Here is a 14,506-nt window from a genome sequence, read left to right on the forward strand (position 1 = left end):
GTTCAAACAGTAGAATTCCTTGGAGTACACCAGGAGATACGGGTGCAATTCCCGTCGTTGCCTTTTAATCAAAACTCTCAAATCTAAAATTACGTGAATTCGACAAGCCCTTTTTTGACCTCTCCCCCAACCTGACTTTTCACGGTATCTGAAAAACCTCTCTTCTATTTCTCTCTCCTAAAAGGCTACGGTGTACACACAAGTGTTGGTGCAGTGAGTGTATCTATCCCGCCTCGGAATAAATTCCAAGTCTCATAACCAAAGGCTTCTTTTAGAGGACTAAACTAAATTTCTTGTTTAGTCCTCTAAAAGAAGCCTTTAACTATCAGCCCGGAACTAAAGTTCCGGGCGGGATATTTTGATTATTGACATGATTCACGCAATATGTTAATAATAATAATTTGTGGAAACTTTACTTCTTAATATTAAGCTCTTGGCTAACGTCATTGTCATAGGTGCCCAATGGGGCGATGAAGGAAAAGGTAAAATAACTGACTTACTCAGCCGTTCCGCAGATGTTGTGGTGCGTTACCAAGGGGGTGTCAATGCTGGACACACGATTGTAGTTAAAGGTCAGACCTTTAAACTGCATTTGATTCCCTCTGGGATTTTGTATCCAAATACCGATTGCATTATCGGCTGTGGAACAGTGATCGATCCACAGATTTTGATCGCAGAACTCGACCAACTAAAAGAGTTAAATATTTCCACTGACCACCTGCTGATATCTGAGACAGCCCACGTAACCATGCCTTATCATCGATTGATTGACCAGGCATCTGAAGAACGACGGGGAAGCCATAAGATCGGCACAACAGGTCGGGGCATTGGGCCGACTTATGCTGACAAATCTGAACGTACAGGGATTCGGGTTTTAGACTTGATGGACCCGGATGGGTTGCGCGAGCAGCTGGAATGGACGATCAATTATAAAAACGTTATTTTAGAAAAGCTTTACAACTTGCCGCCTCTAGATCCACAAGAGGTGATCGAGCAATATTTGGGCTATGCAGAACGCTTGCGGCCTTACGTTGTTGATACATCGTTGAAAATATCCGATGCAATTTGGCGACGGCGCAATATTTTGTTTGAAGGCGCACAAGGTACGCTCCTAGACTTAGATCATGGAACTTATCCCTATGTTACCTCCTCTAACCCAGTGGCGGGTGGGGCTTGCGTTGGTACTGGGGTAGGGCCGACAATGATTGACCGGGTAATTGGGGTGTCGAAAGCCTATACAACTCGTGTGGGAGAGGGGCCATTTCCCACCGAATTAGATGGAAAATTGGGAGAATTATTGTGCGATCGCGGTGCGGAATTTGGCACAACCACCGGACGCAAACGGCGCTGTGGCTGGTTTGATGCAGTCATCGGTCGCTATGCCGTGCGGATTAACGGCATGGATTGTATGGCGCTGACCAAACTGGATGTTCTTGATGAATTAGAGGAAATCAAAGTTTGTGTCGCTTATGACATAGATGGCCAACGCAGCGAACACTTCCCCACCAGTTCTCGTCAATTTGCTAGATGTCGTCCCATCTACAAAACCTTGCCAGGGTGGAAAGTGTCAACAACTCACTGTCGCACCCTAGAAGACTTGCCACAAGCAGCATTGGATTATCTGAAATTCTTAGCCGAATTGATGGAAGTTCCGATCGCGATCGTCTCATTAGGAGCCAGCCGCGATCAAACCATAATCGTAGAAGACCCAATCCACGGGCCCAAACGCGCTTTATTGCACCCCGACGGTACACCTGCTACCCTACTTAGTGCGTAAATTTAGTCATTAGTCATTTGTCATTGGTCATTAGCAAATGACAAATGACAAAGGACAAATGACAAAGGACAACTGACAACTGACAAAGGACAACTTTTATGGCTATTACAGTCGAATCTCAAAAACGTCCAGAAGGCAGCAAGCCAAAAGCTTTGCGCCGTGCTGGATTGATACCTGCCAATTTGTATGGTCATAAGGGTACAGAATCCATTTCTTTGACCATTGAAGCTAAAACTGTTGAGCGTTTGCTCAAAAGAGCTTCCGTCAACAACACCTTAATTGAGTTGAATATTGCTGATGCACCTTGGCGCGGTAAAACCTTGCTGCGGGAACTTCAGATCCATCCAGCCAAAGGTACGCCTTACCACCTCAGCTTTTTCGCGGTTGCTGGCCACGGCGACACCACTGTAGAAGTACCGCTGCGTTATGTGGGAACTGCTGTTGGTGTTAAACAAGAAGGTGGTTTTTTAGACACTGTTATCACTGAATTGCAAGTCAGCTGTGCGCCAGAAAACATCCCGGAAATAATTGAAATTGATGTCTCTAACCTGCAACTCGGAGACAGCTTGCGTGTTCACGAGTTAGTCTTGCCTCAAGGTGTTACAGTTCTTGGCGATCCGGAGCGAGTCGTAGTTAGCGTCTCGCAGCCGCAAATCAGCGCTGCTGCTGAGGAAGAAGCTGAGGCAGAGAGTGAAACAACTTCTGAAGCTACGTAAGTGTGTAATAATTTTTGATGATAGCCAGGGGGAAACTCCTGGTTTTTTTGTATTTGAACCCGTAGAGCAAAGAGATGACAAAAGTAACTCTCCCAGCTTTTATCGAGCAAATGTTGCAGCCGGGATTTTATCCCCATAAGGTAACAGAACCTATTCAACTAGTTCAAACCCACGCTTCTTATGTGCTGTTAACTGGGGATTACGTCTATAAACTGAAAAAACCTGTGAATTTTGGCTTTTTGGATTTTTCTACTTTAGATAAGCGGCAGCATTTTTGTCAGGAAGAGTTACGGTTAAATCAACGGGGTGCTGGTGAATTATATTTAGAAGTTTTGCCCATAACTTTGGTTGGGGAGCAATATCAGTTAGAGGGAACGAGCGAGGCTGTAGAATATGCGCTGAAGATGCGTCAGTTTCCTCAAGAGTCGCTACTAAGTATCCTTTTTGAAGAAGGTAAGTTAAATGAGATACTTCTAAATGAGTTGGGACGAGTGGTTGCTCAATATCATGCCCAAGCACAGACGAATGATTACATTCGTACTTTTGGGGAAGTGGCAAATATCCGGGCTGCCTTTGATGAGAATTATCAGCAAACTGAGAAGTATATTGGTGGCCCCCAGACTCAGGCGCAATTTACAGAAACCAAGCAATATACAGATAAATTTTTTGCCGAACGTCCAGAATTATTTGCTAGCAGAATTCACAACGGTTATATTCGTGAATGTCATGGGGATTTACACCTAAGAAATATTGCTCTATGGCACGATAAAATCTTGTTGTTCGATTGCATTGAATTTAATGAGTCGTTTCGCTTTGTTGATGTGATGTACGATGTGGCGTTCACTGTGATGGATTTGGAAGCTGGCCAGCGTCAAGACTTGGGTAATGCGTTTTTGAATGCTTATATAGAGCAAACTGGAGACTGGGAAGGCTTACAGGTGTTGCCCTTGTATTTAAGCCGTCAGGCTTATGTCCGAGCGAAGGTGACATCATTTTTACTAGACGATCCGAGTGTATCCGCGACGGTAAAGGAAGAAGCGACAAAAACCGCCACTGATTATTACAAACAAGCTTGGGAATACACTAAACCCAAGCAGGGACAACTAATTTTGATGTCGGGGTTGTCGGGTTCTGGTAAAAGTACCACAGCAAGGCCTTTAGCCCGTCAACAGGGAGCGATTCACCTGCGTTCTGATGCGGTGCGGAAACATCTAGGGGGAATTCCGTTGTGGGAACGGGGTGGCAATGATTTGTATACACCAGAGATGACCGAGAAAACTTACACACGACTGTTAGAATTGGGAATTATCCTGGCTAAACAAGGTTTTTCGGTAATTTTAGATGCCAAGTATGATAAACAGCAGTTACGCCAAGAAGCGATCGCACAAGCTACAAAACATCAACTTCCCTTTCAGATTATCCAATGCACAGCACCACTTGAAGTTCTAAAAGAGCGTTTGAACAATCGCACTGGTGATATTGCTGATGCTACCGCCGATTTATTAGCCTCACAAATTAAACAAGCTGAACCTTTCACTGAAGAGGAACAACCTTATGTAAAGATTTGGGATACAACTCAACCACAACAGGCACAATTAAAATAATTCGTCATTCGTAATTCGTAATTGAATCGAAAATTAGGAACTACATTAGTAGCGTTAGCGAGTCAGACGCTCCTACGTCGCTAAGGCTTTGCTATCGAGCGTCATTAGTAATTTGTTAAATAAGTTTTTTATTTTATGGCAGACAAAAAGAACGACTTATTCAGTATTTCTCCCAGCTTCTTTTCTCAACTATTATTTGGGGCATTTTTAACATTTATATTAATAATGACCGGCTCCGCACCAGCCCTAAGCATCTTCTTAGGAATCATGGGCGGTTTCATCTTAAGCTGGATCGCAAATTTAACTGATAATAGCCCCCAAGCTCCAGCGGTCGCCTCCTCTGATGGTGTTGATGCAGGACTGAAATACTGGTTATTTTTCATGCTGGGTTTTGTATATTTAGGCTATCCAGCACCTATGAGTATCTTGCTCGGTGGATTAGGTGCTTTAGCTGGAGGCTGGATTACTGCTTGGTGGGGAAGTAAGGAAGATACTAGAACTCAGTTGCAAGTTGAAGAATCAGAAGAGGTTGAAGTTGAACCAACCAATGAAAGGATCAACAAACGGCAAATCAGAAGAGCCGGTCGCCGTTACCGTCGCGCTCCTGGAAGTACTTTCAATTACAAGTTTTGGGAAAGGTAGGGAATGGTGACTGGGAGCAGGGGAGCAGGGGAGCAGGGAGACAAGGAGGACAAGGAGGACAAGGAGGAGAAGGAGGAATTATTGAATAACGTTTCTTCCTTGTTTACCCCCTCTTCCTTGTCTCGCTACTCCCTTTCTTCTTCACTATTCCCTATGCCCTAATAATATGTTTTTATATCTATCCAAATTACTGCCACTATTTTTTTATCCACTAGGATTAGCCTGTGTAAGCTTGGTAGTAGCATTAGTGACTTTGTGGAAACGACCGCGGACTGCGGCGATCGCAATTGCTTTTTCCCTAATTTTATTGCTATTTTGTAGCAATGCTTGGATCGCTAAATCATTAGTGCGATCGCTAGAATGGCAAAATCTTCCACCCGCCCAAATACCTAATGCAGATGCAATTGTGGTTTTGGGTGGCGCAACAAAATCAGCTTTTCCCCCAAGACCTACTGTCGATTTAAGTGAAGCAGGCGATCGCGTCATCTACGCTGCACAACTGTATCGCCAAAAAAAAGCGCCTATAATCATTCTTAGCGGCGGTCGCATTGATTGGCGAGGAAGTGGTTCGCCAGAGTCGGCCGATATGGCCACAATCCTTACATCTATTGGTATTCCATCTGAGGCGATTGTTCAAGAACCTGACTCTCTCAATACGTATCAAAATGCTGTAAATGTGCGAAAGATTTTGTCATCTCGTGGGATAAATCAGGTATTATTAGTTACTTCTGCAATGCACATGCCGCGATCGCTTCAGATTTTCCAGCGTCAAGGAATCAATGCTATTCCTGCACCTACTGACTTTTTAGTTAGTGAGGGTGAGTTGCAAGAACTCGGTAGTACTCCCAAAGCCGCTATACTAAATTTATTACCTGATACTGATAACTTACACCAATTTACCATCGCTTTCAAAGAGTATATTGGTTCTTTAGTTTATCGCTTACGCGGTTGGCTTTAATTAAAGTTAGGAGTTGTTAGAAAGTTATGAGTTATAAATTATGAATTATAAGTTATGAGTTATGAATTGTTAATTATGAGTTATGAATTGTTAATTATGAAATATAGTAAATTCCCTAAACTTTTAACCCCAAACTCCCAACTCCCAACTCCTAACTCCTAACTCCTAACTCTCAACTACCAACTCCTAACTCCCAACTCCTAACTCCTAACTTTATTAACTTTATGTCAAAAAATTTACCTTATATTATTCCAGTTGCTCAACCCCAAGTTGAGGAAGCTTTTGCCTCTTATCAAACAACCCATGAGTTTTACCACGAAGTTCGATCGCGATCGGAGTTTCAGCGTTATTGTGATTGGTATTATACAACAGCAGAACAAAACCGCCAAGAGCTTAAAAGAATGCGCGGCGAACTGAATATTTTCCAGTGGTTTCGCCGCAGATAAGTGCTTTAGATGACTTCTAACTCATTTTCACGCAAGTGGGCTTTAAACTTTTTACCAAACTGGACTACAATCGGTAGATTAGCGCTTACTGGTCTGTCTCGCCATTGGCTGGCAATAGCTACTACATCGCCTTCTGTACCTTTGATATCAAAAGGCTGATTCCGATGTTCAGGATGATGATACACCACTACCGAATCTTTAACGCGGACGCGATCGCCAACTTTCATAACAACATTCACACCTAGCATTTTCTTTTCCCCAAGTATCTGCTACAAAATATATGATTAAATCGCTTAGAATTTGATTTAATCAGCTATTTCTTGACGCTTCATCGGGGTGCAACGGCGCATTTAACCCTCTACGTCCAGGCACGTTTTAGCAATCCGCGCGTACTTTTTTCAGTTTTTTGCCACGTTAATAAGTATCGCCCCTACCTTTCGTGTTTACCCAAAAGCAGGGAAATGAAAGGAAATCAGGCGACATCAGAGTGTTTAGTGCTTTGACAGATATCTAACTCTTTTATCTTGACTCTAGGATGTTCCCCAGGTCAACTCTCTTAAGAATTTTAGTGTATGGCAGATGCTTTGCGATCGCGATGTCTACGAAGGGCTAAACCTACGCTCGTTTGTATGCAATCAAATTGAAATTGTAATAAAAAATACATGTATTTTCTGTAATTTAGTTGGTAGGAATAGCACTATTATCGCTACAAGGTGCGCCGCTTATGCTAAATTAACAACGATACTACGACGCAAAGCTACCCAACGCTGAAGGTATTTGGGTAATATAATTAACTGCTATTTCAATAAAACAACTTGTGTTTGAGACAACGTGATGCTGGAATTTTGGAAAAGCCTTCTTGCTTATAAGCAGTTTATTCCCCACGGTCATTGCTATCTTTGGAAACCAGAATTAGTAGGGTTGCATATTTTATCCGATAGTTTAATTGCACTTGCTTATTATTCCATTCCCATTACGCTATTTTATCTTGTCCGCAAGCGCCAAGATTTGCCCTTCAACTGGATATTTCTGCTATTTGCAATATTTATTGTTACTTGTGGCACTACCCACCTGATGAATATTTGGACGCTCTGGTATCCAACTTATTGGTTGAGTGGTTGTATTAAAGCGATTACAGCCGTAGTTTCACTGTACACAGCTTCTGAACTTATACCTTTAATACCAAAAGCACTTGCTTTCCCCAGTTCTGTACAACTGGAGGCAGCCAATCAAGAACTAGAGCAGGAAATTAGCGAACACAAACAGGCAGAACTCGCGCTACAAGAGCGGGAAGCTATGTTACGGCGAATTGGCGATAATTTGCCTAATGGAGCAATTTATAAGGTAATCCGCGAAGTGGATGGCAGCGATCGCTTTTCTTATATCAGCGCGGGGATTGAAAAACTGATGGAAGTCAGTGCAGAAGATGCACTCAAAGATTCAAGTTTGCTATATCGTCAGTTTATCCCAGAGGATGTACCATTTTTCCAGGCAGCAGTCGATGAATCCCGGCGGAATCTCTCGGTGTTTGATATCCAAGTGCGAATCCAAACGCCTAGCGGTCTGCTTAAATGGTTCCATTTTCGTTCTACACCACGCCAATTGCAAGATGGAAGAGTGCTTTGGGATGGGCTGGTGGTGGATGTCACCAATCTTAAGTGTGCTGAAGAAACACTACGCAAGAATGAAGCCTTATTAGAAGAATCTCAGCGAGTTGCTCGTCTCGGTAATTGGGAGTTTGATATTGCCACTGGCAAAATTACCTGGTCAAAGCAGCTTTTTACCCTCTTTAATCGAGATCCGGCACTTCTTGAGCCGAACTACCAAGAAAATCTGCAATTATATTACCCAGAAGATGCAGGAAAATTAGCCCAAGCAATTGAACAGGCAATTTCAACTGGCGAATCCTACAAACTCATTTTGCGTGCGTCTCAAACTGACGGCTCTACAATTTATATTGAGGGGATTGGACATACAGAACTTAATGCGGATAGAGAAGTAATTCGCCTTTATGGAACTGCCCAAGATGTTACAGAACGCCAAGCCGCACTCAATAAACGCCAAAAAGCCGAGGAAGAACTCCGACGCAGTGAAACGCTGCTAGCTACTGCTCAAAAGATCGCTCATCTAGGCAGTTGGGAATGGTACTTAGAGTCTCAAAAACAAATTTGGTCAGCCGAAACCTTCCGCATCTTTGGTCTAAATCCTACTGAATCAGTACCGACACAGGCTACATTTCTCCAGACGGTTTACCCAGAAGACCGACCAGTGTTGCAGAGGCATCTAGTAAAGGCGATCGCCAATAAAACCCCTTTCAATCTTGAATATCGCATTGTCCGACCTGATGGCTTATTACGCTACCTGGAGTTAAGAGTAGAAGTAGCTTATGATACTCAAGGCAAGACTATTAGACTGTATGGAGCTATTTTAGACATTACAGATCGCAAACAGGCAGAAATTGCTCTGAAACAAAGCGAGATTCGCTATCGTGCCATTGTCGAAGATCAGACTGAACTTATTGCCCGATATTTACCAGATGGTACACTCACTTTTGTCAACCAAGCTTATGCAGTTTATTTTGGGCGATCGCCAGAGGAATTTATCGGCAGCCGCTATCAACCGGCTATCTTTGAGGAAGATCGGCAGCGAGTTGCTCAATTAGTCGCTTCAATTAGTGTTGATAATCCTGTAGTCATCATTGAGAATCGCGTGATTGTGGCAAATGAGGTGCGTTGGACTCAGTGGCATAACCGAATGCTGTTTGACGAGGAAGGATGTTTTATCGAATTTCAATCGGTGGGACGCGATATCACAGCCCTCAAGCAAATCGAAGAAACACTTTTTCAAGAAAAAGAATTAGCTCAGGTGACGTTGCAATCCATCGGAGATGCAGTTATAACCACAGATGCTTTTAGCAGGATTCAATACCTCAATCCGGTTGCAGAATCTCTGATTGGATGTACCGAAGCATTGGCACAAGGGTTGCCCTTAGTAGAAGTCTTTAGAATTGTGCATGAAATTACACGCGAGTCAGTTCCGAACCCAATTGAGCAAGCGTTAGAGGAAAATCGAATTGTCAGTTTAGCAAACCATACCGTCTTAATTGCTCAAAACGATCGAGAGATTGCGATTCAAGATTCAGCCGCGCCCATTCGCAATCGTGAGGGACAAGTTATTGGCGCAGTTATGGTGTTTCATGACGTGACTCAGAACCGCAAGCTTTCCCGTCAGCTATCCTGGCAGGCCAGCCATGATGCCTTAAGCGGATTGGTGAATCGCCAGGAATTTGAGCGACGGGTTGAACAAGCATTGTGCCTTGCCAAATCAGACTACCAGGTTCATGCGTTGTGCTATTTGGATCTCGATCGCTTCAAAATTGTCAATGATACCTGTGGTCATTTGGCTGGAGATGAATTACTGCGTCAAATTTCTGCCCTATTACAGGAGAAGATTCGGAAAACTGACATATTGGCAAGGTTAGGAGGCGATGAATTCGGGGTATTGCTCAACCAGTGTACGCTGGAGCAAGCTTTACGAGTTGCCAACGATCTGCGTGAGTGTGTTCAAGAGTTCCGGTTTGTTTGGCAACAGCAGGCATTCTCAATTGGAGTCAGTATCGGCTTAGTTAGTATCGATACAAATAGCGAGAGCCTTGCAGAGATTATCAGCACGGCTGACGCAGCTTGCTACACCGCGAAGAACCGAGGGCGCAATCGCGTCTATGTTGCTCGGACTGACGACCAGGAGCGAGTGCAACAGCGCGGGGAGATGCAGTGGGTCAACCGCATTTCTCAAGCCTTGAAAAGTGATTCGTTTTGTCTCTATGTTCAAAGGATTGCCGCGTTAGCGAAGCTCACCGTTGGCGTTCGCGTTAGCGTCTCTGAAAGAGAAGCCTCTCGTAGAGAAGGTATCGCCCCGGTAGCCGAAAACAGCGACCATTATGAAGTGCTGCTACGGCTCCAAGATGAGCAGGGAAATTTAGTGCAGCCGATGGCGTTTATTCCAGCAGCAGAACGCTACAACTTGATGCACCTGATCGATCGCTGGGTGATTGTGACTATGTTCAAGAATTGGTCAAGGTTCGTTGGCGATGAGCAAAGCATCTATGCGATTAACCTTTCTGGCTCTAGCATCAATGACGATCAGTTCATTAATTTCCTGTATGAGCAGTTTACCTTATACCCTATCTCACCCCAGCGCATCTGCTTTGAGATTACCGAGACTGTAGCGATCGCTAACCTAATCAAAGCCAGAGAGTTCATTCAGTCACTTCAACGGATGGGCTGTCGCTTCGCCTTGGACGATTTTGGGGTGGGGATGTCGTCGTTTGCTTATCTCAAGTCTCTGCCTGTGGATTACCTCAAAATTGACGGCAGCTTTATTCGTAACATTATCGAGAATCCTGTGGATAATGCGATCGTGACAGCAATCACGCAGATTGCTAGCGTGATGGGTATTCAGACGATTGCTGAGTTTGTCGAGAATGACGCGATTTTAGAGCGAATTACGGCACTTGGAATTGATTACGCACAGGGATATGGCATTGCAATACCTTGCCCATTGGGCTAGCTCCCAATACTGCTCGGTTAAAGATTTCTAACTTGGAATTGGATTTGGGAAAAGGTTAAAGGGGAAAGGTTAAAGGGGAAAGGTTAAAGGGGAAAGGGAAAATAACAAACCTTTTCCCCTTTCCCCCGCCTTTATCCCGATTTATGCAATAAGTCTAATGTACAAGTAGTTCTTGTCAAGATTGCAATATTTCTCCCAAACATTGCAATATTTCTCACCAACATTGCAATATTTCTCCCAAACATTGCAATATTCCTCACCAACATTGGAATATTTCTCACCAACATTGCAATATTCCTCATCAACATTGCAATATTCCTCACCAACATTGCAATATTTCTCACTAATATTAACGTGAGTTCGACAGACCTCTCCCGGACAGCCTCCCTCTCCTAAAAGGCGCTACGGTGTACACACAAACCTTGGATTTACCCCCCTTAGTCCCCCCGATATATTGGGGGGAAACAGAAATCTTGCTCCCTCCCCAATACATACGGGGAGGGTTGGGGTGGGGTAAATCCGTGATTTCTCAGCTATTTCAGAGTTGTGTGTACACTAGACCTCTTGGCATTTGTGCTTTTTGTAAGAGGGGGAAAAGGGGAAAGGGTAAGGGAAAAAGGTTCTGCAAAAGTCCCTTTCCCCTTTAACCTTTACCCTTTCCCCCAGAGAGAACCCCACCTTCCCCTTTTCCCGACTTAATCTAGCAAAGCTTGCGAATTTCCTGTAAAAGAAGCTGGTTCTTTTAGTTCTTCTGCGGCGATCGCACTTCTTTAGTAAAAATGGCTAATTCTGCGATTAATCCCTAGCTCACGTCATTTGATTGTACTTCCCAATGAAACAGCCGCGGCAATTGAGATACATCTATGGCGTAATTAATAATCCACATTACTAATTCAAAAATCAATAAATATCGTACCCACTGCAACTCGCTTGTCGAATCCAAAAGTGTCAAACCCTCATACAACTGCCAAAAGCGGTAAGGAAGATATATATAAGGAACCATTACCCAGACGACATTTTGCAACTTCCTAAGCGTCACACTTTCAGAGATGATTTGCAGCCCTAAGACGATAAAATACCAAGCAAGCACAGTTAAGACTGTGCGATCGCCCCACCATACACCCCACAATAACATAACCACTAATGGCGGCACTATCCCTAGCAGTTGCACCGAGCCAAACCAGATTTTATACCAACCGGGAAATGGTAAAGGTAAAGTATAAGGCTTTGCGTTTTTCCATCCCCAGTTCACAACCACAATAAAAAGTGTGGCAAAAAAGAAAAAGAGCAGATTTTCTAGGAACAGATAGAGGTTGATGTTTAAGGAAGCCATGAGAGTATTATCAAACTCTGATATTTGTGTGTCAAGTCGCTTTGCTCAAATTCGTAATTATATCTACACAAAATCCCAAAGATATTTCAACTTTTGTTGGCTCTATTTTCTTGTACCAAATGAATAATCGATGGTACTAAAGAAATAACTATAATTAATCCAATAATCGGTAACAAATACTTATCTACCTGTTCAGCTGGCAGAGATTTTCCTAAGAAAAACCCTAATAAGGTAATGCCAAATGTCCAAATAAAGCCACCAATTAAGTTGTAAGACATAAATGTGCGATAATGCATTGCACCAATCCCAGCCACGATGGGCGCGAAAGTGCGTACAATGGGTAAAAATCGTGCCAAAACAATCGTTTTTTTACCGTGCTGTTCATAAAAGTTCTGAGTTTTCACAAGATGTTTTTTATGAAACAGCCATGAATCTTCTTTCTGAAATAGTCTTCTGCCAAATTTATGCCCAGTAAAATAGCCAACATTGTCACCTAAGACCGCACAAATAAAAGCACCAAAAATCAGAACCCAAATGTTCAATAAATTCTGAGATGCGACAAATCCAGCGGTGAACAACAAGCTATCCCCAGGCAGAAAAAAACCAATTAACAAGCCTGATTCAGCAAAGACAATCGCCCAGACCCCAAAATAGCCAAGTGATTTAATCAGTTGTGGCAAATCCAGATGCATAGAATTTTGACTTTTCTTTCAATAGATCCACAACATCCTAACGTTCAGCAATTTTATTGAATAAAAAGTAATATTAAATTTCTGTAAATTTATTATGTAATCTGAAGAAATGTAATGACAGATGACAGGTTTTGAGTTATGGGTGCAAGAGATAAAGACATTTGAAAGTATAGCAAAAGCCTGAGTGATTAGGACATCAACAGATGATAAAACTTAGATACAAAAAGACTTTTCACCCAGTCCCCAGTCCCTAGTAGTTCGCTCTCGTAAACGCAAGCGGGGTAAAGGGTAAGGGGTAAAGGGACTCATGTTTTAATTTTTTCCCCAATCCCCAGTCCCCAATCCCCAGTCCCTTACTTTTTCGGGTGCTGCGATGCCTACGGCGAGCTTTGCTAACGCCGCAGAGTGGGAATATCGTGTTAACTTTTTCATAGCTACCCTTAGAGATATGAAAAGTCATCAAATTCCTCCTGGAAGCTTTGGTATACCTGTATTAGGTGAAACACTCTCCTTTGTTTTCGACCGCGATTTTGCTAAAAAGCGCTATCGCCAGTATGGGCCCATCTTCAAAACTCATCTTCTTGGCAGACCGACTGTAGTGATGGTCGGGCCGGAAGCATTAGAGTTGGTTTTGTCAAGCCAAATGGAGAATTTTTCTTGGCGCGAGGGATGGCCTGATAATTTCAAGACATTACTGGGTGAATCGCTTTTTCTGCAAGATGGAGAAGAACACCGCAGAAACCGTCGCTTGATGATGCCAGCATTGCATGGCCCAGCATTGGCGAATTATGTCTCCACAATGGAAGATATTACACGTAGTTATCTGCAAAAGTGGGAGAAAAAACAGGAGTTTACTTGGTTTCCAGAATTTAAACAGCTGACATTTGATATTGCTAGTCAATTGTTGTTGGGTACGCGTCCTGGGCCTGAATGCGTGCGCCTGAGCGAGTTGTTTACAACCTTGACCAATGGGCTGTTTGCTATTAACCCGTTGCCCTTACCATTTACTACATTTGGTAAAGCTATAGCCGCTCGTAATCAGATTTTAGAACATCTAACTCAAGTTGTCAGAGAACGCCAGCAAAACCCAACAAAAGATACCATCAGCTTGTTAATCCAAGCTAGAGATGAAGATGGTAATAGCCTCAGCGAAAAAGAACTCATTGCCCAAGCGGTGCTGTTACTCTTCGCTGGACATGAAACTACTACTTCGATGCTGACTTGGTTGTGTGTAGAGTTAGCCCGTCATCCAGAAGTACTCGAAAAAGCAAGAGTTGAACAATTGCAACTTGCAAGTCAAGGTGACTTGGATTTAGAACAATTAGGGAAAATGCCTTATTTAGAGCAGGTTTTGTGGGAAGTTGAAAGATTGCATCAACCTGTCGGAGGCGGGTTTCGTGGCGTAATTAAAGACTTTGAGTTTAAAGGTTATCACGTTCCTGCTGGTTGGCAATTATACTATTCAATTGGAGTTACTCACCGAATTGAAGAAATTTATTCTGAACCAGACCGATTTGAGCCAGACCGTTTCAGTCCCCAGCGCCAAGAAAATAAAAAGTATCCTTTTAGTTTAGTTGGTTTTGGCGGTGGCCCGCGCATCTGTATCGGTCTAGCCTTTGCCAAAATGGAAATGAAGATTGTTGCTGCTCATCTTTTGCGCAATTATCATTGGGAGATATTACCCAATCAAAGTTTAGAGGAAGTTGTAGTTCCCACTAATCGCCCGAAAGATGGATTGCGGGTTAGATTTCAACCTCGGTAAAATGTTT

Annotated in this window: 11 protein-coding genes; 8 read left to right on the forward strand and 3 right to left on the reverse strand. The window is 43.2% G+C overall.

The window, feature by feature from the left end; translation table 11 throughout:
• Positions 1-433: 433 nt before the first annotated feature.
• From ACR5KR_RS28885 to ACR5KR_RS28910, 6 genes are all read left to right on the forward strand, one after another.
• The gene (locus ACR5KR_RS28885) at positions 434-1,777 is read left to right on the forward strand and encodes an adenylosuccinate synthase (RefSeq protein ID WP_448270367.1); all 1,344 of its coding nucleotides are present in this window, start codon (positions 434-436) and stop codon (positions 1,775-1,777) included.
• Between the two features lie 98 nt (positions 1,778-1,875).
• Positions 1,876-2,493, forward strand: coding sequence for a 50S ribosomal protein L25/general stress protein Ctc (locus tag ACR5KR_RS28890; RefSeq protein WP_448268904.1), 618 nt, complete (start codon positions 1,876-1,878; stop codon positions 2,491-2,493).
• 74 nt (positions 2,494-2,567) lie between these two features.
• Positions 2,568-4,097, forward strand: coding sequence for a bifunctional aminoglycoside phosphotransferase/ATP-binding protein (locus tag ACR5KR_RS28895; RefSeq protein WP_448268905.1), 1,530 nt, complete (start codon positions 2,568-2,570; stop codon positions 4,095-4,097).
• A gap of 135 nt (positions 4,098-4,232) precedes the next feature.
• Positions 4,233-4,739, forward strand: coding sequence for a hypothetical protein (locus tag ACR5KR_RS28900; RefSeq protein ID WP_448268906.1), 507 nt, complete (start codon positions 4,233-4,235; stop codon positions 4,737-4,739).
• A gap of 166 nt (positions 4,740-4,905) precedes the next feature.
• Positions 4,906-5,697: a YdcF family protein gene (locus ACR5KR_RS28905; protein WP_448268907.1), complete on the forward strand. Its 792-nt coding sequence runs from the start codon at positions 4,906-4,908 to the stop codon at positions 5,695-5,697.
• A 224-nt stretch (positions 5,698-5,921) separates the two neighbouring features.
• On the forward strand, positions 5,922-6,143 hold the full coding sequence (locus ACR5KR_RS28910) for a hypothetical protein (protein ID WP_322671578.1): 222 nt from the start codon (positions 5,922-5,924) through the stop codon (positions 6,141-6,143).
• A gap of 5 nt (positions 6,144-6,148) precedes the next feature.
• On the opposite strand, the gene ACR5KR_RS28915 is transcribed toward ACR5KR_RS28910, so the two are convergent.
• On the reverse strand, positions 6,149-6,370 hold the full coding sequence (locus ACR5KR_RS28915; protein ID WP_445632227.1) for a ferredoxin-thioredoxin reductase variable chain: 222 nt from the start codon (positions 6,368-6,370) through the stop codon (positions 6,149-6,151).
• Positions 6,371-6,977: 607 nt separating this feature from the next.
• Here ACR5KR_RS28915 and ACR5KR_RS28920 point away from each other — a divergent pair.
• The gene (locus ACR5KR_RS28920; RefSeq protein WP_448268908.1) at positions 6,978-10,712 is read left to right on the forward strand and encodes an EAL domain-containing protein; all 3,735 of its coding nucleotides are present in this window, start codon (positions 6,978-6,980) and stop codon (positions 10,710-10,712) included.
• 802 nt (positions 10,713-11,514) lie between these two features.
• Here ACR5KR_RS28920 and ACR5KR_RS28925 read toward each other — a convergent pair.
• Together ACR5KR_RS28925 and ACR5KR_RS28930 are read right to left on the reverse strand one after the other, a co-directional pair.
• Positions 11,515-12,045: a hypothetical protein gene (locus ACR5KR_RS28925; RefSeq protein WP_448268909.1), complete on the reverse strand. Its 531-nt coding sequence runs from the start codon at positions 12,043-12,045 to the stop codon at positions 11,515-11,517.
• Positions 12,046-12,131: 86 nt separating this feature from the next.
• Positions 12,132-12,737, reverse strand: a complete 606-nt coding sequence (locus tag ACR5KR_RS28930; protein WP_322711889.1) for a DedA family protein — start codon at positions 12,735-12,737, stop codon at positions 12,132-12,134.
• Positions 12,738-13,185: 448 nt separating this feature from the next.
• On the opposite strand from ACR5KR_RS28930, the gene ACR5KR_RS28935 reads away from it, so the two are divergent.
• The gene (locus ACR5KR_RS28935) at positions 13,186-14,499 is read left to right on the forward strand and encodes a cytochrome P450 (RefSeq protein WP_448270369.1); all 1,314 of its coding nucleotides are present in this window, start codon (positions 13,186-13,188) and stop codon (positions 14,497-14,499) included.
• The last annotated feature ends 7 nt before the right edge of the window (positions 14,500-14,506 follow it).

The sequence above is a fragment of the Nostoc sp. DSM 114159 genome, assembly GCF_053470285.1.